We start from the raw sequence: 20573 nt of genomic DNA on the forward strand, positions 1-20573 counted from the left end.
TATTACTTCGCTTTACCCTGGTTAGCGACTGCCGCCGCTTTTGCAGCGATTTCGTCAGCGTTACCCAGGTAGTAGCGTTTCAGCGGTTTGAAGTTCTCGTCAAACTCATACACCAGCGGTACGCCGGTCGGGATGTTCAGTTCGAGGATCTCGTCTTCGCTCATGTTATCCAGGTATTTCACCAGCGCGCGCAGGGAGTTACCATGCGCCGCAACGATCACACGCTCACCGGACTTCATGCGCGGCAGAATGGACTCGTTCCAGAACGGGATCACGCGATCGATGGTCAGCGCCAGGCTCTCGGTGGTCGGCAGCTCCTGGTCGGTCAGTTTAGCGTAGCGCGGATCGTGGCCCGGGTAGCGCTCATCATCTTTGGTCAGCTCCGGCGGGGTTACCGCGAAGCCGCGACGCCACTGCTTAACCTGCTCGTCACCGTATTTTTCAGCGGTTTCAGCTTTGTTCAGGCCCTGCAGCGCACCGTAGTGACGCTCGTTCAGTTTCCAGGATTTTTCAACCGGCAGCCAGGCCTGGTCGAGTTCGTCCAGCACGTTCCACAGGGTATGGATAGCGCGTTTCAGCACAGAAGTGTACGCAAAGTCGAAGCTGAAGCCTTCGCTCTTCAGCAGTTTACCTGCTGCTTTCGCTTCGCTGACGCCTTTTTCGGACAGGTCTACATCGTACCAGCCGGTAAAGCGGTTTTCGTTGTTCCACTGGCTTTCGCCGTGACGAACCAGAACAAGCTTAGTAACTGCCATACTCTACTCCTCCAAAAACTGATTGAATGATAACAATTCTCATTATATTGCCGTGACGCCGTCAGCAGCAACGCATAACCTTAACCATAGCGAAAATAGTCGCGCAGTGTAAGGTGCATGTGAATGCAGGGTTATGTTTTTGTCGGTAAATGGCGTTTATTTCAGCGAAATGAACAAAAAAGTCACGGCAAAACAGAGAACGCCCGGCAGGCTAAACGCCGCCGGGCAAAACGAAAGGATCAGGACGGAATAAACTGGTACTCGGTAATACTCAGATATTCCTCGCCCGGACGCAGAATACAATCCGGCTGCGGCCACTCCGGATGATTCGGACTGTCCGGCAACAGCTCGCTTTCCAGCGCCAGCCCCTGCCAGGCCTCATACGCTTTCAGCTCGCGCGACGGCGTCCCTTCGAGGAAGTTACCGGAGTAGAACTGCAACGCCGGGGCGGTGGTATAGACCGACATCTGCAGGCGGTTATCGCTGGACCACAAATGCGCCGCGGGCTGGCTGAGATCGCCTTTCGCCTGGAGTAAAAAGGCGTGGTCGTAACCCTTCACCTTTTTCTGATCGTCATCGCTGAGGAAATCCTGCGCCAGGGTTTTCGGGCGGCGGAAATCAAAGCTGGTCTGATCGACGGCTTTCAGGCCACTGTCCGGAATACCGTCTTCGCCAACCGGCAGATAGTGATCCGCCAGCAGTTGCAATTGATGCTGACGCACGTCTCCCTGCGCGCCATCCAGATTGAAATACGCGTGGTTAGTGAGGTTCACCGGGCACGGCTTGTCGGTGGTCGCACGATATTCAATGCGGATACGGTTGTCGTCCGTCAGACGGAACAGGGCGCTGGCGGTGAGATTGCCGGGGAAACCCTGATCGCCGTCCGGTGAGTCGATGGAGAACAGCACTTCGCTGTCGTTCTGCCGCACAATGCGCCAGCGGCGCTTGTCAAAGCCCTGCGGCCCGCCGTGCAGCTGATTTTCGCCCTGGCTTGGCAGCAGTTGATATTCCTGCCCGTCGAGGCGAAAACGGCTTTTGCTGATGCGGTTAGCATAGCGTCCGATTGACGCCCCCAGGTAGGCGGTCTGTTCCGGATAAGTCTGCGGTGTACGGCAACCGAGCAGAGTTTCACGGACGGTGCCATCCGGCAGCGGTACGCGCGCGGAGAGCAGGGTTGCGCCCCAGTCCATCAGCGTCACCACCATCCCTGCGCCATTGCGCAGGGTGATCAGACGATAAGCCAGCCCGTCCGGGGCCAGCGCAGGCGTTTCGTTTAGCACTGTCCTGCCCCCTGTGATGCTTTGCAAACGTAGAAGGTTTCTTTGATGCCGGTTTTCGCTTCGTACTGTTCCGCCACGGCTTTCTGCACTTCTGGCACCATCGCTTCCGGTACCAGCGCCACGATGCAGCCACCGAAGCCGCCGCCGGTCATACGCACGCCGCCTTTGTCGCCAATGGTCGCTTTGACGATGTCCACCAGGGTGTCGATCTGCGGCACGGTGATTTCGAAATCGTCACGCATAGAGGCATGGGATTCCGCCATCAGCTCACCCATACGGGTCAGATCGCCTTTTTCCAGCGCGCTGGCCGCTTCCACGGTGCGGGCGTTTTCAGTCAGCACATGGCGAACGCGTTTCGCCACCAGCGGATCCAGTTCATGAGCCACGGCGTTAAACTGATCCAGCGACACATCACGCAGTTTCGGCTGCTGGAAGAAACGCGCGCCGATTTCACACTGCTCGCGGCGGGTGTTGTACTCGCTGCCCACCAGCGTACGTTTGAAATTACTGTTGATGATGACCACCGCCACGCCTTCCGGCATGGAGACGGCTTTGGTGCCCAGCGAACGGCAGTCGATCAGCAGCGCGCTGCCTTCTTTGCCGAGGGCAGAGATCAGCTGATCCATGATGCCGCAGTTACAGCCGACAAACTGGTTTTCCGCTTCCTGACCGTTGAGCGCGATTTGCGCGCCATCGAGGGGCAGGTGATACAGCTGCTGGAATACGGTGCCGACCGCCACTTCCAGCGAGGCCGACGAGCTGAGCCCCGCGCCCTGGGGCACGTTGCCGCTGATCACCAGATCCGCGCCGCCGAAGCTGTTGTCACGCTGTTGCAGATGCTTCACCACGCCGCGCACATAGTTAGACCACTGCTGGCTGTCGTGGGCCACAATGGGCGCATCCAGGGAAAATTCATCTGACTGATTGTCGTAATCGGCGGCAATTACCCGCACGGTACGATCCTGACGCGGCGCGCAGCTGATCACCGTCTGGTAATCAATGGCGCACGGCAGCACGAAGCCATCGTTATAATCGGTGTGCTCACCGATCAGATTCACACGGCCCGGCGCCTGAATGGTATGAGTTGCAGGGCAGCCGAATTTTTCAGCAAACAGGGATTGCGTTTTATCTTTCAGAGGCATTGTTATTCTCCGGATGCACGAAAATGGATATCACTGACCGCGCGCAGACGTTCGGCGGCCTGTTCAGCCGTCAGGTCACGCTGGGTTTCTGCCAGCATTTCATAGCCGACCATAAACTTACGCACCGTCGCGGAGCGCAGCAGCGGCGGATAGAAGTGCGCATGCAACTGCCAGTGTTGGTTTTCTTCACCGTTGAACGGCGCGCCGTGCCAGCCCATGGAGTAGGGGAAAGAGCACTGGAACAGGTTGTCGTAACGGCTGGTCAATTTCTTCAGGCACAGCGCCAGATCGCTGCGCTGGGCGTCCGTCAGATCGGTAATGCGCAGGACATGCGCTTTTGGCAGCAGCAACGTCTCGAACGGCCATGCCGCCCAGTAGGGCACCACGGCCAGCCAGTGCTCGGTTTCCACCACGGTGCGGCTACCGTCCGCCTGTTCGCGCTGAACATAATCCATCAGCATCGGCGACTGATGCTCATCGAAATAGGCTTTCTGCAGGCGATCTTCCCGCTCCACTTCGTTCGGCAGGAAGCTGTTCGCCCACACCTGGCCGTGCGGATGCGGGTTAGAGCAGCCCATGGCCGCGCCTTTATTTTCAAACACCTGCACCCACGGGTAGGTTTTTCCCAGATCGGCGGTTTGCGCCTGCCAGGTTTTGACCACTTCTTCCAGTGCAGGCAGGCTTAACTCCGGCAGCGTTTTGCTGTGATCCGGCGAGAAGCAGATCACCCGGCTGACGCCGCGCGCGCTCTGGGTGCGCATCAGCGGATCGGTACTCTCCGGCGCTTCCGGGGTATCGCTCATTAGTGCGGCAAAATCGTTGGTAAACACGAAGGTGCCGGTGTACTGCGGGTTTTTATCCCCCGTTACGCGCGTGTTGCCCGGACAGAGGAAGCAGTCAGGATCGTGAGACGGCAGGGTTTCCTGCGACGGCGTCTCCTGTGCGCCCTGCCACGGACGTTTGGCACGATGCGGTGAAACTAAAATCCATTGCCCGGTAAGCGGGTTATAACGTCGATGCGGATGATCGACCGGGTTAAATTGCGTCATCACTATTCCTTAATCTGCATATCCCTGCGGATGGCGTGACTGCCAGCGCCAGGTATCTTCAGCCATTTCGTCCAGTGTGCGGGTGACTCGCCAGTTCAGTTCTTTATCAGCACGGCTGGCATCGGCCCAGTAAGCGGGCAGATCGCCATCGCGACGCGGGGCAAAGTGGTAGTTAATGGGTTTACCGCAGGCTTTGCTGAAAGCGTTGACCACGTCCAGCACGCTGCTGCCGACGCCCGCGCCGAGGTTGTAAATATGCACGCCGGATTTACCTGCCAGCTGCTGCATGGCCGCCACATGACCGTCTGCCAGATCCATAACGTGAATGTAATCGCGCACGCCGGTACCGTCTTCCGTCGGGTAGTCGTTGCCGAAAATCGCCAGCGACTCGCGACGGCCTACCGCTACCTGGGCGATGAACGGCATCAGGTTGTTCGGAATGCCCTGCGGATCTTCCCCCATATCGCCCGACGGATGCGCGCCGACCGGATTGAAGTAGCGCAGCAGCGCGATGCTCCATTCCGGCTGCGCTTTTTGCAGGTCGGTGAGGATCTGCTCAACCATCAGTTTGCTCTTACCGTACGGGCTTTGTGGCGTGCCGGTGGGGAAGCTTTCAACGTAAGGGATTTTAGGCTGGTCGCCGTAGACGGTGGCCGACGAGCTGAAAATGAAGTTTTTAACGTTGGCCGCGCGCATGGCGCTAATCAGGCGCAGGGTGCCGTTGACGTTGTTGTCATAATATTCCAGCGGTTTGGCGACGGATTCGCCCACGGCTTTCAGACCGGCAAAGTGGATCACCGTATCCACGGCGTGATCGTGCAGGATCTCGGTCATCAGGGCTTCGTTACGAATATCTCCTTCAACGAAGGTAACGGATTTGCCCGCCAGCCGCTCGATCACCGGCAACACGCTGCGCTTACTGTTACATAAGTTGTCGAGAATAATGACCTCGTGGCCGTTTTGCAGCAGTTGCACACAGGTGTGACTCCCAATGTAACCGCTACCACCAGTAACCAGAACTCGCATATGACACTCCATCAGGCGTATGTTATGTAATAAACATAGCATAACAGAGCGGGAAAAAGTGTGACACGACCGAAAATAGTGGAATCGTTTACACTAACGCATTTCAGGATCGCCGGCGCGTCAAAGGCTACTATAAATCAATAAGATAGTGGGGTGGCGCTGTAATTTGTCTGAAAGTGAGCGCCTGTCGGACAGCAGGCGCGAAAGGGTCAGCGCACGGCGGCGAGATGGTAACGGTATCCCTCGCCGTCCGGCACAAATTCCAGCCGGTGCGTAATGCAGGCCGGGGCATCCGCGGCGTGGTGGGAGACAAACAGCAACTGCGTTTCCCCTTCGCTAATCAGCACGTCCACAAAACGGCGCACCAGCTGGCGGTTAAGCGGATCCAGTCCCTGAAGCGGTTCATCCAGGATCAGCAAGGTTGGATGTTTCACCAGCGCACGCACGATCAGCGCCAGCCGCTGCTGCCCCCATGACAGGCTATGAAAGGGCGCGTCGGCGGTGCGGGCGTCAAAGCCCAGAATATCCAGCCATGCCTGCGCCAGCTTATGCTGCTTGTCCGACACCGCCTGATAGATGCCGATGGAATCAAAATAGCCGGACAAAATCACATTGCGCACGTTGGTGCTGACGCGGTAATCCAGATGCAGGCTGCTGCTGACATAGCCGATATGCTTTTTAATATCCCAGATGGTTTCGCCGCTGCCGCGACGCACGCCGAACAGCGTCAGATCGTTGCTGTACCCCTGCGGATGATCGCCGGTGATCAGATTCAGCAGCGTCGATTTCCCCGCGCCGTTAGGCCCGGTGATCTGCCAGTGCTCGCCCGGTTTTACCGTCCAGCTCAGATGATTAATGATCGGCCTGTCATCATAAGAGACCACGCCGTCCCTGAGCACGATGCGCGGCGCTTCCGGCGGCAGGGCGTGGCGGGCGGAGGGGGCATCCGGCGGCGGCAGGGCGATGCCCTGTAGCCGTTCACTGTGCGCCAGCTGGGCGATYAGCGCCTGCTGYARCAGCGCCGCCTTTTCGCCGGTTTCCGCCAGCGCGCAGTCCACCACTACCCCGGCGTGCTGCACAAATTCGGGGATCTCATCAAAGCGGTTAAGCACCAGCACCAGCGTAATGCCCTGGCCGTTCAGCAGGGCGAGGTGTTCCGCCAGCTGTGCGCGGGATGCCACATCCAGTCCGTCAAAAGGCTCATCCAGGATCAACAGTTCAGGGGAGGCCATCAGCGCCTGGCAGAGCAGGGTTTTTCGCGTCTCGCCGGTGGAAAGGTATTTGAAACGGCGATCGAGCAGGCCGCTGATGCCAAACTGCGCGGCCAGCGCTGCGCAGCGTTCGCTGTCTTTGATCTCGTCCTGGATGATGTCCGCGGTGGTGCGCCCGGTATCGTTCTCGTCGGGACTTTGCATGTCGGTGTTATTGCGCTGCCACTCGTCGCTGACCAGTTTTTGCAGCTGTTCAAAGGAGAGACGGGTGACGCGGGCGTAGTCGCACTGGCGCTCGCCTTTCAGCAGCGGCAGTTCCCCTGCCAGCGCGCGGGCAAGGGCGGATTTGCCGCTGCCGTTGCTGCCGACAAAGGCCCAGCTTTCCCCGGTGTGCAGGCACAAATCGGCGATCTGTAAGGTGCGGGTGTCGCTAATGCGAAACGTGCCTTGCGAAATATGCAATAAAGACATTGTGTATCCCGTTTTTTGCAGCAGAAAATACAGGAATACGTGGCAGCGGATGCTTTGTCAATGCACTCAGCACAATGTCGCGACAATCACCTGGTCGGCGGCAAAACAGGCGATGACCTCGCTGTTTTCAGCCAGATCCTTCGCCTGCGCCTGGGGCAGGGTGGCGCACAGCGTCTGCCCGTCCGGGAGTGTCATCAGCACTTCGCACTGGGTTTCCCCGCGTTCGATATGGCTGACAGTCGCGGGTAGCTGATTATCCATGCCCGCCGCCACCGCCGGATCCTGTGTCAGCTTCACCCAGGGCGCTTTCAGCAATACCAGCACCTCTTTACCTTCCACCAGCCCGAGCCGGGCGCTGCTTTGCGCGGTGATCGCTACTTTCAGACGCGTGCTGCCATCCGCCAGCAATACCTCAATGGCGTGCTGCACCTGGTGGGATTCGCGGGCGACCACGGTGCCGAACCACTGATTGCGGGCGCTGGTTTGCAGGGAAAAACGTGAGATGGCCGCCAGCAGGCTGTCCAGCGGCAGGGCATCGTCGTCGCTCAACACATCAAAGGCTTTTTGCTGGATCTGCACCAGCAGATCATAAAGCGCGATCAGCCGCTGTCCGTAACGGGTAAGCAGCGCGCCGCCGCCGCCCTTACCGCCGGTGGCGCGTTCCACCAGCGTCTGTTCGCTCAGCTGGTTCATCTCGTTGATGGCATCCCAGGCGCTTTTATAGCTGATGCCGGCGTTCTTCGCGCCCTGGCTGATGGAGCCGGTTTCGGCGATCTGTTTGAGCAGGGAAATGCGGCGCGGATCGGCAAAAAGCCGTTGCTGAAGTTTGAGAGTGAGGAGAATTTCGGCCTGCATAACAATGTCCTGGCAAATAGGGTATTGTGACGGAATTCGCCCCTGGCGCAACGGGCACCGCACAAAAGGGACGTGTAATTTTCGCGGATCGGGTTAGAATAAACGCTTAACTCACTGTGGAGTCGACCATGTTAGAATTATTAAAAAGTCTGGTATTTGCGGTCATCATGGTACCGGTGGTAATGGCGATCATTCTTGGCCTCATCTACGGCCTCGGTGAAGTCTTCAATATCTTTTCCGGCATCGGCCACAAAGATAAATCCAGACAATCACATTGATTTCAAAAAAAGCGCCCGCTCAGCGGGCGTTTTGCTATTCAGGATTTGCCCCCGCCTGCCGATAATTTCTCTGCCGCCCCGTTAACACCAGAGTAGTACCAATTAGTCCTGTAAATTTGTATGGCTATCGTTATATCATAAAGTATATAACGAAATGCACAGGAGTTAAAAAATGATCCGTACCGGTTTACGTCTGCTGGCAGGCGCCACGCTCTCCCTCTCACTGGCGGGCGCTGCGCTGGCCGATGAAAGTAAAATCACCGTATTTGCTGCCGCCTCGCTGACCAACGCGATGCAGGATATTGCCACGCAGTACAAAAAAGAGAAAAACGTTGAGGTGGTGTCGTCCTTTGCCTCATCGTCCACGCTGGCGCGGCAAATCGAAGCCGGTGCGCCCGCCGATCTGTTTATTTCTGCCGATCAGAAATGGATGGATTATGCGGTGGAGAAAAAGGCGATTGAAACCGACAGCCGCGAAACGCTGCTGGGTAACAGCCTGGTGGTGGTGGCGTCGAAAGCCAGCGTCCAGGGGCCGATCGCCATTAACGCGCAAACACAGTGGACAACCCTGCTGAACGGCGGCCGTCTTGCGGTAGGCGATCCGGAGCACGTTCCGGCAGGCATTTATGCCAAAGAGGCGTTACAAAAACTGGGCGCCTGGGATACGCTGTCGCCCAAACTCGCCCCGGCGGAAGATGTCCGCGGCGCGCTGGCGCTGGTGGAGCGTAACGAAGCGCCGCTCGGCATCGTTTACGGCTCTGATGCGGTGGCCAGTAAAGGCGTGAAAGTGGTGGGGACTTTCCCGGAAGATTCACACAAAAAAGTGGAATACCCGCTGGCGATTGTCGACGGTCATAAGAACGCGACGGTGAGCGCGTTTTACGACTATCTCAAAGGCCCGCAGGCTTCTGAAATCTTTAAACGTTATGGATTTACAACGCACCAATGATACTGACCGATCCCGAATGGCAGGCGGTTTTGCTGAGCCTGAAAATCTCATCCCTGGCCGTACTCTTTAGTCTGCCCTTTGGGATCTTCTTTGCCTGGCTACTGGTGCGCTGCACCTTTCCGGGCAAAGCGCTGCTCGACAGCCTGCTGCATCTTCCTCTTGTCCTGCCGCCGGTGGTGGTGGGCTATCTGTTGCTCATCAGCATGGGGCGGCGCGGGGTGATCGGCGGCTGGCTGCACGACTGGTTCGGCATCACCCTGGCGTTCAGCTGGCGCGGGGCGGTGCTGGCGGCAGCCGTGATGTCCTTTCCGCTGATGGTGCGCGCCATTCGCCTTGCGCTGGAAGGAGTGGACATCAAGCTGGAGCAGGCCGCCCGCACGCTGGGCGCCGGGCGCTGGCGCGTCTTTTTTACCATCACCTTACCGCTGACGCTGCCCGGCATTATCGTCGGTACGGTGCTGGCCTTTGCCCGTTCGCTGGGGGAGTTTGGCGCGACTATTACTTTCGTCTCCAACATTCCCGGCGAAACGCGCACTATCCCTTCCGCCATGTACACGCTGATCCAGACGCCGGGCGGGGAAAGCGCCGCCGCACGGCTGTGCGTGATCTCCATTGTGCTGGCGTTAATTTCATTGTTGATTTCTGAATGGCTGGCGCGCGTCAGCCGCGAACGGACGGGGCGCTGATCATGCTGGAACTTCACTTTACCCAGACGCTGGGCACGCACCGTTTAGAGATTAACGAAACCCTGCCTGCCAGCGGTATTACCGCCATTTTTGGCGTTTCCGGGGCCGGTAAAACCTCGCTGATTAACGCCATCAGCGGCCTGACGCGTCCGCAGCAGGGGCGCATTGTGCTGAATAATCGCGTGCTCAACGACGCCGAAAAGGGCATTTTCCTCGCCCCGGAAAAACGCCGCGTGGGTTACGTTTTTCAGGATGCGCGTCTGTTTCCGCACTATAAGGTGCGCGGCAATTTACGCTACGGCATGGCGAAAAGCATGGCCGGACAGTTCGACAAGCTGGTGGAACTGCTCGGCATTGCGCCGCTGCTCGATCGGCTGCCGGGCACGCTCTCCGGCGGTGAAAAACAGCGGGTGGCGATTGGCCGGGCGCTGCTCACCGCGCCGGAGCTGCTGCTGCTCGATGAGCCGCTGGCCTCGCTGGATGTGCCGCGCAAGCGTGAGCTGCTGCCCTACCTGCAACGGCTGGCGCGGGAAATTCACATTCCGATGCTCTACGTCAGCCACTCGCTGGATGAGATCCTGCATCTGGCGGATAAAGTGATGGTGCTGGAGGGCGGGGCGGTGAAAGCCTTTGGCTCGCTGGAGGAGGTCTGGGGCAGTCGGGTGATGAACCCCTGGCTGCCGCCGGATCAGCAAAGCAGCGTGCTGAAGGTCAGCGTGCTGGAGCATCACCCGCACTATGCGATGACCGCGCTGGCGCTGGGCGATCAGCATTTATGGGTCAACAGGCTGGATCGCCCGTTGCAGTCCACGCTGCGCATACGTATTCAGGCGACGGATGTTTCGCTGGTGCTACAGCCGCCGCTTAACAGCAGCATTCGTAATATCCTGCGCGCCAAGGTGTTGCAGTGTCTGGACGATCAGGGGCAGGTTGAAGTGCAACTGGAGGTGGGCAGCCGGACGATCTGGGCGCGCATCAGCCCGTGGGCCAGGGATGAACTGGCGATCAAACCCGGCCTCTGGCTGTACGCGCAAATTAAAAGCGTGTCGATAACCGCCTGATCACAGCAGATGTTTGTAGAGGTATTCGGCGATGGTATCAGTGGTGTTATCGCCGATCACCACATCCGCCCGCGCTTTAACCTCGTCATCGGCGTTGCCCATCGCAACGCCGGTTCCCGCCGCTTCCAGCATACTGATATCATTATAGTTATCGCCAAAGGCAATCACGTCCTGCATTGACAGGCCCTGCGCCGCCACCCACTGCGCCAGGCGTTTGCCTTTGCTGTTGCCGCGACGGGCGATATCCACCTGATCGTGCCACGAACGTTCGCACTCCAGCCCCAGTGTCTGCTCAACATGCAGCGCGAAGGCATTTAACTTATCGCTGTTTTCATCGGTGAGCGCGAATTTCCAGATGGCCTCCACCTCCTGCGCCGTCTGTTTCAGAGAGGCCACCTGTGTGAAGGTCGGGCGCTGGGCTTCCGGTAAGTTCAGCGCCCAGTTGCGGGTGCGGATCACATGGCCGGTGGGCTTTTCATAGACCATTGCATCGTCGACATACATCAGGGCGTGCACCTCATGCTCATTCAGCATATCTATCAGTTGCAGCGCCTGATCGACCGGCAGCGGATCGGACTCCAGCACCATTTTTGCATGATAATCATACAAGTAAGTGCCATTACAGCAAATTGCAGGTGTATCCAGCGCCAGTGCCTGATAAAAAGGATGGATGGCAACATGATGACGACCGGTCACGATAATTAACTGATACCCCGCGGCTTTCGCACGGTTCATCGCCTCAAGCGTGGCGGGAAGCAGGGTTTTGCCTGGGGTCAGTAAGGTGCCGTCTAAATCAAGAGCGATAACGCGCGAGGTCATGTCGTATTCCATATGAATGATGAGAAATCAGCTGCCGGAATGGTACACCCGATACGGGGTCGGACAAAATCCACGCGCAGAAATCCAGCATTCACTGTTAAAAAAGACTATCCTGGTAATCTACTTCACTGCTTTGTGATCAAGGAGAATTCATGAAACAAACCGTTTATACCGCCAGCCCGGAAAGCCAGCAGATCCACGTCTGGCGTCTGAACCCGGAAGGCGCGCTGACGCTGGTCCAGGTTGTTGATGTGCCGGGGCAGGTACAACCGATGGTCGTAAGCCCGGATAAACGCTTTTTATACGTCGGTGTGCGCCCGGAATTTCGCGTGCTGGCGTACCGCATTTCTGCGGAAGACGGGGCGCTGACCTACACCGCCGAAGCGCCGCTGCCGGGCAGCCCGACGCATATCTCCACCGATCACAGCGGTCGCTTCCTGTTCAGCGGCTCCTATAACGCGGGCTGCGTCAGCGTGACGCGTCTCGATGACGGTATTCCGGGTGAAACCGTGACGGTTGCCGAAGGGCTGGAAGGCTGCCACTCTGCGAATATCTCCCCGGACAACCGCACGCTGTGGGTCCCGGCGCTGAAACAGGATCGCATCTGTCTGTTCACGCTGGGCGAGGACGGCTCGCTGTCGGCACAGGAGCCGGGCGAAGTGAAAACCGTGGAAGGGGCCGGTCCGCGCCATATGGCGTTCCACCCGAACCAGCAGTTCGCTTACTGCGTGAACGAGCTGAACAGCAGCGTCGATGTCTGGCAGCTGAAGAACCCGCACGGCGAGATCGAATGCGTGCAGACGCTGGATATGATGCCGGCCGATTTCGCCGATACCCGCTGGGCGGCGGATATTCATATCACCCCGGACGGACGTCATCTGTATGCCTGTGACCGTACCGCGAGCATTATCACCGTGTTCAGCATCTCGGAAGACGGTAGCGTGCTGGCGATCGAAGGCTATCAGCCGACGGAGACCCAGCCGCGCGGCTTTAACATCGATCACAGCGGTAAATTCCTGATTGCTGCCGGGCAGAAGTCGCACCATATCGCGCTGTATGAAATCAGCGGCGCGCAGGGCTTACTGGAAGAGAAGGGCCGTTATGCGGTCGGTCAGGGCCCGATGTGGGTAGTGGTTAACGCGTACTAAACCGGACGAAAAAAAAGCCCGCCATCTGGCGGGCTTTTTTATTACTCATAGGTTACTGCTTCGGCTCTGCCACAACCTGACTGCCCACGCCGCGGTTGTTGAACTCCCACATGCGGTTGAACTGCGCATCGTTCAGATCGCGCGTCACGTTGCCTTTGTCATCCACGCTGCCGGTGTTACCCGCAAAGGCGCGCTGCGTACCTGCGGCCGCGGCCCAGGGTTTCGCCACGTTAAAGCCTTCGTTGATCACGCTGTCGCGGATCACCACCTGACCGTTGGTCGCGGAATCAATATCCAGCGAGCGGCCCAGCTGCGCCACGCCTTCACCGGCGGCGCTGAAACGACTATTCACCGCCAGGAAGCCGTAGAAAATATTGGACTGCGTCGCAGGCGCAAAGACATAGCCTTCCTGCTGGGTGCGGGAATTCACCACGCGGAAATCGGTGTTGTCAAAGACCACCGCGCCGCGACCGGCAACCAGATCCACATCGCCCTCAACATAGCTGTCTTTCACCAGCGTACGGGTCTGGCGATCGGTACGCAGGGTATTATCCACGCTGCTGTTGGTGACGAAGAAGGTGTTCTGGCGACCCAGAATGTTCACCTTGTTGATCTGCACTTTATCGCCATCGCTGCGCAGGGCCACCGCCTGGTGGTTACCCGCGTCGACGCTGTCGCCCAGGCTGTTCTGGATGGTCAGGTTTTGCAGTTGCAGGCCATTGTTCTGTGACCAGACGACCGCCGAACACATCACGCCTACCGTGGCGTTACGTTTGCTCTGACAAGCGTCAAACATATACCAGGCAGGTTTACCCGGCATATATTTCCCGGCCGGATTCACCAGGCGACGCCAGGTGTTGGTGTCCATTTCGGAATCCACCGCGAGGCCGATTTTCACGTCCAGCGGTTTTTCGCCGGTGCCGTACAGGGTCAGGCTGCCAGGCGCTGCCGGAATATACACGGTGCCTTCATATTCGCCCGGCAGAATCGCAATGTACTGGCGATCGCTGGTGTGTTTATTGATAGCCGCATCCACGGCGGCCTGGATGGTGGTATGCGTGACACCGGCAGTGCCAGCCGGGCCGACGACAAAGTTCGCCTGCTGCGGCAGACGAATGCCGGACGGGCTCCATGGCGCGGCGTTCGGATCCATAGACGCGAAATAGCGCGCCGGGACAAAATTCTGTGCTTCATTCGCAGACAATACCGGACGGGAGGCAGTCCCCGGTGCGGCTTGCGTGGAAGGTTGTTGGTCCGGTGGCGTTGAGCTGCATGCAGTCAGTGTCACGCCAAAAGCCAGTGCCAGCGTCAGACGGGAAACCGAAAATGTGTTCAAGGGATGCTCCAGGCTATCAGGTTAAAATGAATTCCTTAGAAGCCTGCTTTTTTATACTAAGTTGAGCGAAACGGGAAGCCGATTGTTTAAATCGGCTGCAATATCACGAAATATTTACCCAATTTTGCACGCCACCCGTTATGGCATGAAATGTTCCGGCTCCCGAACCGCATCGCATACCGCCCGTGTCAGTGCAGAGAGCTGTTGCGGGGTGATGATATAAGGCGGCATCAAATAGATTAGCCGACCAAAAGGCCGCACCCATACGCCGCGGGACACAAAGAAGCGCTGCAAGGCCGCCATATTGACCGGCTGGCGGGTTTCGACAACGCCGATCGCGCCTAGTACCCGTACGTCGGCCACCGCATCCGCCTCACGGATCTCTGCCAGTTCACGGGTTAACTGGGTTTCGATAGCCGCCACCTGTTCGCGCCAGTCGCCGCTCTCCAGCAGTTGCAGGCTGGCATTCGCCACCGCGCAGGCCAGCGGATTACCCATAAAGGTAGGGCCATGCATAAAACAACCCGCCTCGCCGTTGCTGATGGTTTCTGCCACTGCGCGGGTGGTCAGGGTGGCGGAGAGCGTCATGGTGCCGCCGGTCAGCGCCTTGCCGAGGCAGAGAATATCCGGCGCAATGCCAGCGTGCTCGCAGGCAAACAGCTTGCCGGTGCGCCCGAAGCCGGTGGCGATCTCATCGGCGATCAGCAGAATGCCTTCGCGGTCGCACATCTTACGGATGCGTCTTAACCACTCCGGGTGATACATCCGCATCCCGCCCGCGCCCTGCACGATGGGTTCGAGGATCACCGCGGCGATCTCATGACGGTGCGCCGCCATCAGCCGGGCAAACGGCACCATGTCCAGTTCATCCCATTCGCCGTCAAAACGGCTCTGCGGCGCAGGGGCAAAGAGGTTATCCGGCAAATATCCCTGCCACAGGCTGTGCATGGAGTTATCCGGATCGCATACCGACATCGCGCCAAAGGTATCGCCGTGATAGCCATTGCGGAAGGTGAGGAAACGCTGGCGCGGCTCGCCTTTCGCCTGCCAGTACTGCAACGCCATTTTCATCGCCACTTCCACCGCCACCGAGCCGGAATCCGCCAGAAACACGCACTCCAGCGGCTCCGGCGTCATCGCCACCAGCCTGCGGCATAAATCCACCGCGGGCTGATGGGTAATGCCGCCGAACATCACATGGGACATCTCATCAATCTGCGCTTTCATCGCCGCATTGAGCTGCGGGTGGTTATAGCCGTGGATCGCCGCCCACCAGGACGACATGCCGTCCACCAGCCGTTCGCCTGTCGCCAGATGCAGCTCACAGCCGTGGGCAGACTGCATCGGGTAGACCGGCAGCGGGGTGGTCATGGAAGTGTAAGGATGCCAGATATGGCGCTTATCAAAGGCGAGATCGTTCGGTGTCATAATCGACTTGTAAACCAAATTAAAAACATTTAGGTTTACGAGTCTACACCAAATCAAAACGTAACACACCTTTGGAGACGCCCCATGGCTCACCGCTGGACTTTGTCGCAAGTCACCGAACTCTTTAACAAACCGCTGCTCGATCTGCTGTTCGAGGCGCAAACCGTACACCGTCAGCATTTCGATCCGCGTCAGGTGCAGGTCAGTACGCTGCTGTCGATCAAAACCGGCGCCTGTCCGGAAGACTGCAAATACTGCCCGCAAAGCTCGCGCTATAAAACCGGGCTGGCCACCGAGCGGCTGATGGAGGTGGAGCAGGTGCTGGATTCGGCCCGTAAAGCCAAAGCGGCCGGTTCGACACGCTTCTGCATGGGCGCGGCGTGGAAAAACCCGCACGAGCGCGATATGCCCTATCTGGAGCAGATGGTGCAGGGCGTGAAGGCGATGGGGCTGGAAGCCTGCATGACGCTCGGCACCCTCGAAGACAGTCAGGCGCAGCGCCTTGCCGCCGCCGGGCTGGATTACTACAACCACAACCTCGACACCTCGCCGGAATTTTACGGCAACATCATCACCACCCGCACCTATCAGGAGCGTCTCGACACCCTGGATAAAGTGCGCGATGCGGGGATCAAAGTCTGCTCCGGCGGTATCGTGGGCTTAGGTGAAACCGTCACCGATCGCGCCGGTCTGCTGCTGCAACTGGCGAACCTGCCGACGCCGCCGGAAAGCGTGCCGATCAATATGCTGGTGAAGGTGAAAGGCACGCCGCTGGCGGATAACGACGACGTGGACGCTTTCGATTTTATCCGCACCATCGCCGTGGCGCGCATCATGATGCCGACCTCCTTTGTACGTCTTTCCGCCGGGCGCGAGCAGATGAATGAGCAGACGCAGGCGATGTGCTTTATGGCCGGCGCGAACTCCATTTTCTACGGCTGCAAACTGCTGACCACGCCAAACCCGGAAGAGGATAAAGACGTGCAGCTGTTCCGCAAGCTGGGTCTTAATCCGCAGCAAACCGACGTCGTCAATGGTGATAACGAGCAGCAGTATCAGCTTGAACAACAACTGCGTAACGCCGACACCGACCAGTATTACAACGCGGCGGCGGTATGAGCTGGCAGACGCGCATCGATACGGCGCTCGACAAACGTCGCGCGGCGCAGGCGCTGCGCACCCGGCGCGTGATGGAGCAGGGGGCAGGGCGTTGGCTGACACACGACGGCGAGCGCTTTTGTAACTTTTCCTCCAATGACTATCTCGGCCTCAGCCAGCATCCGCAGGTGATCCGCGCCTGGCAGCAGGGCGCGGAACGCTATGGCGTAGGCAGCGGCGGCTCCGGGCACGTCAGCGGCTACACCGGGGCGCATCAGGCGCTGGAAGCGGAGCTGGCGGACTGGCTGGGCTACCCGCGCGCGTTGCTGTTTATTTCAGGTTTCGCCGCTAATCAGGCGGTGATCGCCGCGCTGGCGGGTGAGGATGACCGGCTGGTCGCCGACAAGCTCAGCCACGCCTCATTGCTGGAAGCGGCGGCGTTAAGCCCGGCGCAGCTACGGCGCTATGCGCACAATGACGTGCAAAGCCTGACGGGGCTGCTGGATAAGCCCTGCGCCGGACAACAGCTGGTGATCACCGAAGGGGTGTTCAGCATGGACGGCGATAGCGCGCCGCTGGCGGAGATTGCCGCCGCCGCGCAAAGCGCGTCCGCCTGGCTGCTGGTGGATGACGCCCACGGCACCGGCGTCACCGGGCCGGAAGGACGCGGCAGCTGTCACGCCGCAGGCATCCGCCCGGAACTGCTGATCGTCACTTTTGGCAAAGGTTTTGGCGTCAGCGGCGCGGCCGTATTGTGCAGCGAGGCGCTGGCAGATTACCTGGTGCAGTTTGCCCGCCATCTGATTTACAGCACCGCCATGCCGCCCGCCCAGGCGATGGCCATCAGCGCCTCGCTGGCGGTGATCCGCCAGGCCGATGGCGCTGCCCGGCGGGAAAAACTCGGCGCGCTGATTGACCGTTTTCGCGCAGGCGCGCAGGCGCTGGATGTCAGCATGACCGCGTCACAGAGCGCCATTCAGCCGCTGATCGTCGGCGATAACGCCCGGGCGCTGGATCTGGCCGCGCGGCTGCGGCAGGCAGGCTGCTGGGTGACGGCGATCCGCCCGCCCACCGTGCCGCCGGGCACCGCGCGTCTGCGGCTGACCCTGACGGCAGATCATGAACCGCAGGACATTGATCGCTTGCTGGAGGCGCTGCATGACGCCGGTGAATAAATTTGCGGTCGCCGCCGCCTTTGGCCGCGCCGCTCAGGGCTACACCCACCATGCGCAGTTACAGACGCAAAGCGCGGAGCTGCTGCTGGCGATGACCGGTGAACGATCCGTTGAACGGGTGCTCGACGCCGGTTGCGGTCCGGGAACCCTCAGCCGTTACTGGCGTGAGCAGGGCGCGCAGGTGACTGCGCTTGATCTCTCCGCGCCCATGCTTGACGAAGCCCGCCGCCAGCAGGCCGCGCATCACTACGTGCTGGCAGACATTGAGGCTATGCCCTTTGCCCACGCGCAGTTCGATCTGGCGTGGAGCAATCTGGCGGTGCAGTGGTGCGACGATCTGCATCAGGCATTAAGCGAACTTTATCGCGTAGTGCGTCCCGGTGGCGCGGTGGCCTTTACCACGCTGGCGGCAGGCTCCCTGCCGGAGCTGAATCAGGCCTGGCAGGCGGTGGATCATCACCCGCACGCCAACCGTTTTTTACCGTCGCAGCAGCTGACCGACACGGTGAGTCGCTGGCGCGGCCGCAGCGGGATCGCGCATATCACGCTGGATTTTGATGATGCGCTCAGCGCCATGCGTTCGCTGAAGGGCATCGGCGCCACGCATCTGCATGAAGGGCGTCAGGCTCAGGCGCTGACCCGCGGACAACTGCAACGGCTGCAGCTGGCGTGGCCGCAACGCGCGGGACGCTATCCGCTGACTTATTCACTTTTCTGGGGAGTAATTGAACGTGACTGAACGCTATTTTGTCACCGGTACGGACACCGAAGTGGGGAAAACCGTCGCCAGCTGCGCGCTGTTGCAGGCGGCAACCGCGCGGGGAAAACGCACTGCGGGTTATAAACCTGTGGCCTCCGGCAGCGAGATGACCCCGGACGGGCTGCGCAACAGCGACGCGCTGGCCCTGCAACGCCACGCCAGCCTGACGCTGGACTATGAGGCGGTGAATCCCTATATCTTTGCCGAGCCGACCTCGCCGCATATCGTCAGCGCCGATCAGGGGATCCCCATTGATTTTGGCGTGATGTCAGCAGGCTTACGCGCGCTTGAAACACAGGCGGACTGGGTGCTGGTGGAAGGCGCTGGCGGCTGGTTCACGCCGCTGACAGAACGCCAGAGTTATGCGGAATGGGTGAGACAGGAAGCGCTGCCGGTAATACTTGTGGTTGGCGTAAAGCTCGGCTGTATTAACCACGCGATGCTTACCGCGCTGGCGGTACGTCAGGCGGGGTTACGGCTGGCAGGCTGGATCGCCAACGACGTGCAGCCGCCGGGCAAACGTCATGCGGAGTATCTGGAAACGCTGCGACGCGTGCTGCCCGCCCCTTTTCTGGGGGAGATCCCCTGGCTGGCAGACGCGCCGCTGGAACGGCAAAACGGTCATTATCTTGATCTCAGCGGTCTTGATCCTGCGTCATCCAGTGGGAAATAAGCTGGTCATCTAACTGATGCACATGCCCCTGCGCCACGTTGCGCCCGCGATGCAGCAGGCAGAAGCGGTCGGCAACGCGGCGGATAAACGACAAATGCTGCTCCGCCAGCAGGATGGTCATGCCGAGATCCTGATTCAGCCGCACCAGTAAATTGCCGAGCTTATGGATAAAGGCCTGGCCCGCGCCCCGCGTCGGTTCATCAAGGATCAGCAAACGCGGTTGGGTGACCAGTGCGCGGGCCAGCGCCAGCTGATACTGGTCGTCTTCGGACAAGCCCGCGCCCTTTACCTGGCGCAGCGCGTACAGTTCCGGGAAGAGATCGTAGATCGCCGGTGTCACCGCACAGCCCGGCTCGCCCGCCGCCAGCATCGCAATATGCAGATTTTCCTCGACCGTCAGCTGGGAAAAGATCCGCCGATCCTGCGGCACATAACCAATCCCCATTGCCGTTCGGTGCGCCGCCGTCACCTGTAACAGATCCAGCGGTGGGGCGCTGGCTTCCTGCCAGACGATGCTGCCGCTCTCTATGGGCAGATTGCCGGTGATACAGTTTACCAGCGTGGTTTTCCCCATCCCCTGTAAGCCCATCACCGTGGTACAGGTGCCGGGCACTAAATCTAAATCCACGTTCCACAGCGTATGCTGATCGCCGTAATACTGATTTACTGCGCGTAGACGTAACATCGGGCTTCTCCTGTTGCTGGTGGCTGCTGGCGCTGACTCTGTAAACGAGATGTTGCAAAAGACTTGCCACCTCCGACAAAAGTCGTATTTTTCGGAGCAGGATGAACAAAAAGACGGGAATTTACCGCACGCTGAGATTGCCGCAGAAAATCCTGCACGCTGTGAGTGCGTGGCAGGCGAAAAAGGTGCATCAGCGGAACGGTTTGGTCACCGAATCGCCAGGCTTTTACCCGACGGCACACTTTGTTCCACGCAAAATTTAGTGATAAAAATTTTTTGTTATTGCCGTCTCGCCTGAAACCGGGAATTTGCTGAGCGGCAGGGGATATGGCCTGGCGGGAGTTATCCACTATTCCTGTGGATAACCATGTGCATTAGAGTTAGAAAACACGTGAGAAGCGAGAGTTCATGCGGCCTGGACATGAATTGATGCGAAACGCGGCTTTTCAGTATATTTATTTAATATCAATAACTTGTATAAAAGCAATGCCTGTAAAAAAAGTGTCACTGACTGCCACAAAACTTTCATGACATCACTTGACAAATGTTAAATAGGAAAACTTTTTGGGGATAACCTTTTTAGCGCAGCGTTTTATGCCGCAGGCAGGATAAAGTCCCGCCCGTTGCGCGCGCAGGTTTACGCCTCCACTTTCATAAACTAGCCTGATACTGGTTTTTCATCCAGTAT

Annotated in this window: 21 protein-coding genes; 9 read left to right on the forward strand and 12 right to left on the reverse strand. The window is 58.9% G+C overall.

All coding sequences use genetic code 11. The annotated features are described in order from the left end of the window. Nucleotides 1–2: 2 nt before the first annotated feature. The 7 genes from gpmA to modE form a co-directional block, all read right to left on the reverse strand. The gene (gene gpmA / locus QRD42_RS11380) at nt 3–755 is read right to left on the reverse strand and encodes a 2,3-diphosphoglycerate-dependent phosphoglycerate mutase (RefSeq protein WP_072567868.1); all 753 of its coding nucleotides are present in this window, start codon (nt 753–755) and stop codon (nt 3–5) included. A 239-nt stretch (nt 756–994) separates the two neighbouring features. After that, nucleotides 995–2035: a galactose-1-epimerase gene (gene galM / locus QRD42_RS11385; RefSeq protein ID WP_321987140.1), complete on the reverse strand. Its 1041-nt coding sequence runs from the start codon at nt 2033–2035 to the stop codon at nt 995–997. Beyond that, nucleotides 2029–3177 (reverse strand): galactokinase, encoded by a 1149-nt coding sequence (galK, locus tag QRD42_RS11390; protein WP_321987141.1) that lies wholly within the window; start codon nt 3175–3177, stop codon nt 2029–2031. Before galK ends, galM begins: the two co-directional genes overlap by 7 nt. A 2-nt stretch (nt 3178–3179) precedes the next feature. Then, nucleotides 3180–4226 (reverse strand): galactose-1-phosphate uridylyltransferase, encoded by a 1047-nt coding sequence (galT, locus tag QRD42_RS11395; protein ID WP_321987142.1) that lies wholly within the window; start codon nt 4224–4226, stop codon nt 3180–3182. A gap of 9 nt (nt 4227–4235) precedes the next feature. After that, nucleotides 4236–5252, reverse strand: a complete 1017-nt coding sequence (gene galE / locus QRD42_RS11400) for a UDP-glucose 4-epimerase GalE (RefSeq protein WP_072567872.1) — start codon at nt 5250–5252, stop codon at nt 4236–4238. A gap of 209 nt (nt 5253–5461) precedes the next feature. After that, a complete protein-coding gene (modF, locus tag QRD42_RS11405) occupies nt 5462–6934 on the reverse strand; it encodes a molybdate ABC transporter ATP-binding protein ModF (protein WP_321987143.1) in 1473 nt (490 codons plus the stop codon). Between the two features lie 66 nt (nt 6935–7000). Then, nucleotides 7001–7789, reverse strand: coding sequence for a molybdenum-dependent transcriptional regulator (gene modE / locus QRD42_RS11410; protein ID WP_321987144.1), 789 nt, complete (start codon nt 7787–7789; stop codon nt 7001–7003). Nucleotides 7790–7917: 128 nt separating this feature from the next. Between modE and QRD42_RS11415 the strand changes: the two genes are divergently transcribed. The 4 genes from QRD42_RS11415 (at nt 7918) to modC (ending at nt 10763) form a co-directional block, all read left to right on the forward strand. Beyond that, complete coding sequence (locus QRD42_RS11415; RefSeq protein WP_072567875.1) at nt 7918–8067, forward strand: AcrZ family multidrug efflux pump-associated protein; 150 nt, start codon at nt 7918–7920, stop codon at nt 8065–8067. Nucleotides 8068–8239: 172 nt separating this feature from the next. Then, on the forward strand, nt 8240–9016 hold the full coding sequence (modA, locus tag QRD42_RS11420; RefSeq protein WP_321987145.1) for a molybdate ABC transporter substrate-binding protein: 777 nt from the start codon (nt 8240–8242) through the stop codon (nt 9014–9016). Then, nucleotides 9013–9702 (forward strand): molybdate ABC transporter permease subunit, encoded by a 690-nt coding sequence (modB, locus tag QRD42_RS11425; RefSeq protein WP_321987146.1) that lies wholly within the window; start codon nt 9013–9015, stop codon nt 9700–9702. The genes modA and modB overlap by 4 nt, the downstream gene beginning before the upstream one ends. 2 nt (nt 9703–9704) lie before the next feature. Then, the gene (modC, locus tag QRD42_RS11430; RefSeq protein WP_321988756.1) at nt 9705–10763 is read left to right on the forward strand and encodes a molybdenum ABC transporter ATP-binding protein ModC; all 1059 of its coding nucleotides are present in this window, start codon (nt 9705–9707) and stop codon (nt 10761–10763) included. On the opposite strand, the gene QRD42_RS11435 is transcribed toward modC, so the two are convergent. Continuing rightward, nucleotides 10764–11582: a pyridoxal phosphatase gene (locus QRD42_RS11435; protein ID WP_321987147.1), complete on the reverse strand. Its 819-nt coding sequence runs from the start codon at nt 11580–11582 to the stop codon at nt 10764–10766. Nucleotides 11583–11734: 152 nt separating this feature from the next. Between QRD42_RS11435 and pgl the strand changes: the two genes are divergently transcribed. Then, nucleotides 11735–12730 (forward strand): 6-phosphogluconolactonase, encoded by a 996-nt coding sequence (gene pgl / locus QRD42_RS11440; RefSeq protein WP_072567879.1) that lies wholly within the window; start codon nt 11735–11737, stop codon nt 12728–12730. A 52-nt stretch (nt 12731–12782) separates the two neighbouring features. Here the strand turns inward: pgl and QRD42_RS11445 are convergent, their stop codons facing one another. Together QRD42_RS11445 and bioA are read right to left on the reverse strand one after the other, a co-directional pair. Then, complete coding sequence (locus tag QRD42_RS11445) at nt 12783–14066, reverse strand: putative acyl-CoA thioester hydrolase (protein WP_318363607.1); 1284 nt, start codon at nt 14064–14066, stop codon at nt 12783–12785. Between the two features lie 138 nt (nt 14067–14204). Then, nucleotides 14205–15494 carry an adenosylmethionine--8-amino-7-oxononanoate transaminase gene (gene bioA, locus QRD42_RS11450; RefSeq protein ID WP_415877713.1) on the reverse strand — a complete coding sequence of 430 codons (1290 nt, stop codon included), beginning with the start codon at nt 15492–15494 and terminating at the stop codon, nt 14205–14207. Nucleotides 15495–15578: 84 nt separating this feature from the next. Between bioA and bioB the strand changes: the two genes are divergently transcribed. The 4 genes from bioB to bioD are packed head-to-tail and all read left to right on the forward strand — an operon-like array spanning nt 15579 to nt 19200. Beyond that, nucleotides 15579–16613 (forward strand): biotin synthase BioB, encoded by a 1035-nt coding sequence (gene bioB, locus QRD42_RS11455; RefSeq protein WP_072567882.1) that lies wholly within the window; start codon nt 15579–15581, stop codon nt 16611–16613. Then, a complete protein-coding gene (bioF, locus tag QRD42_RS11460; protein ID WP_321987149.1) occupies nt 16610–17767 on the forward strand; it encodes an 8-amino-7-oxononanoate synthase in 1158 nt (385 codons plus the stop codon). Before bioB ends, bioF begins: the two co-directional genes overlap by 4 nt. Continuing rightward, nucleotides 17751–18506: a malonyl-ACP O-methyltransferase BioC gene (gene bioC / locus QRD42_RS11465; RefSeq protein WP_321987150.1), complete on the forward strand. Its 756-nt coding sequence runs from the start codon at nt 17751–17753 to the stop codon at nt 18504–18506. Before bioF ends, bioC begins: the two co-directional genes overlap by 17 nt. Then, entirely contained in the window at nt 18499–19200 is a 702-nt protein-coding gene (gene bioD, locus QRD42_RS11470) for a dethiobiotin synthase (RefSeq protein ID WP_321987151.1), read from the forward strand. The genes bioC and bioD overlap by 8 nt, the downstream gene beginning before the upstream one ends. Here bioD and QRD42_RS11475 read toward each other — a convergent pair. Further along, nucleotides 19163–19885 carry an ABC transporter ATP-binding protein gene (locus QRD42_RS11475; RefSeq protein ID WP_318373407.1) on the reverse strand — a complete coding sequence of 241 codons (723 nt, stop codon included), beginning with the start codon at nt 19883–19885 and terminating at the stop codon, nt 19163–19165. The two genes, bioD and QRD42_RS11475, sit on opposite strands and share 38 nt — an antisense overlap. Then, the gene (locus QRD42_RS11480; protein ID WP_321987152.1) at nt 19864–20235 is read right to left on the reverse strand and encodes a hypothetical protein; all 372 of its coding nucleotides are present in this window, start codon (nt 20233–20235) and stop codon (nt 19864–19866) included. The genes QRD42_RS11475 and QRD42_RS11480 overlap by 22 nt, the downstream gene beginning before the upstream one ends. Nucleotides 20236–20573 lie beyond the last annotated feature (338 nt).

Source organism: Enterobacter sp. PGRG2 (genome assembly GCF_030291195.1).
Lineage (GTDB): Bacteria > Pseudomonadota > Gammaproteobacteria > Enterobacterales > Enterobacteriaceae > Enterobacter_D.

Bases quoted from the DNA above. Each gene is read 5' to 3' on its own strand.
- pgl (WP_072567879.1), top strand. From the start codon at position 11,735: ATGAAACAAACCGTTTATACCGCCAGCCCGGAAAGCCAGCAGATCCAC.
- bioC (WP_321987150.1), top strand. From the start codon at position 17,751: ATGACGCCGGTGAATAAATTTGCGGTCGCCGCCGCCTTTGGCCGCGCC.
- galT (WP_321987142.1), bottom strand. From the start codon at position 4,226: ATGACGCAATTTAACCCGGTCGATCATCCGCATCGACGTTATAACCCG.
- gpmA (WP_072567868.1), bottom strand. From the start codon at position 755: ATGGCAGTTACTAAGCTTGTTCTGGTTCGTCACGGCGAAAGCCAGTGG.
- modE (WP_321987144.1), bottom strand. From the start codon at position 7,789: ATGCAGGCCGAAATTCTCCTCACTCTCAAACTTCAGCAACGGCTTTTT.
- bioA (WP_415877713.1), bottom strand. From the start codon at position 15,494: ATGACACCGAACGATCTCGCCTTTGATAAGCGCCATATCTGGCATCCT.
- modB (WP_321987146.1), top strand. From the start codon at position 9,013: ATGATACTGACCGATCCCGAATGGCAGGCGGTTTTGCTGAGCCTGAAA.
- galK (WP_321987141.1), bottom strand. From the start codon at position 3,177: ATGCCTCTGAAAGATAAAACGCAATCCCTGTTTGCTGAAAAATTCGGC.
- bioF (WP_321987149.1), top strand. From the start codon at position 16,610: ATGAGCTGGCAGACGCGCATCGATACGGCGCTCGACAAACGTCGCGCG.
- modA (WP_321987145.1), top strand. From the start codon at position 8,240: ATGATCCGTACCGGTTTACGTCTGCTGGCAGGCGCCACGCTCTCCCTC.
- modC (WP_321988756.1), top strand. From the start codon at position 9,705: ATGCTGGAACTTCACTTTACCCAGACGCTGGGCACGCACCGTTTAGAG.
- QRD42_RS11435 (WP_321987147.1), bottom strand. From the start codon at position 11,582: ATGACCTCGCGCGTTATCGCTCTTGATTTAGACGGCACCTTACTGACC.
- QRD42_RS11475 (WP_318373407.1), bottom strand. From the start codon at position 19,885: ATGTTACGTCTACGCGCAGTAAATCAGTATTACGGCGATCAGCATACG.
- galE (WP_072567872.1), bottom strand. From the start codon at position 5,252: ATGCGAGTTCTGGTTACTGGTGGTAGCGGTTACATTGGGAGTCACACC.
- bioB (WP_072567882.1), top strand. From the start codon at position 15,579: ATGGCTCACCGCTGGACTTTGTCGCAAGTCACCGAACTCTTTAACAAA.
- QRD42_RS11415 (WP_072567875.1), top strand. From the start codon at position 7,918: ATGTTAGAATTATTAAAAAGTCTGGTATTTGCGGTCATCATGGTACCG.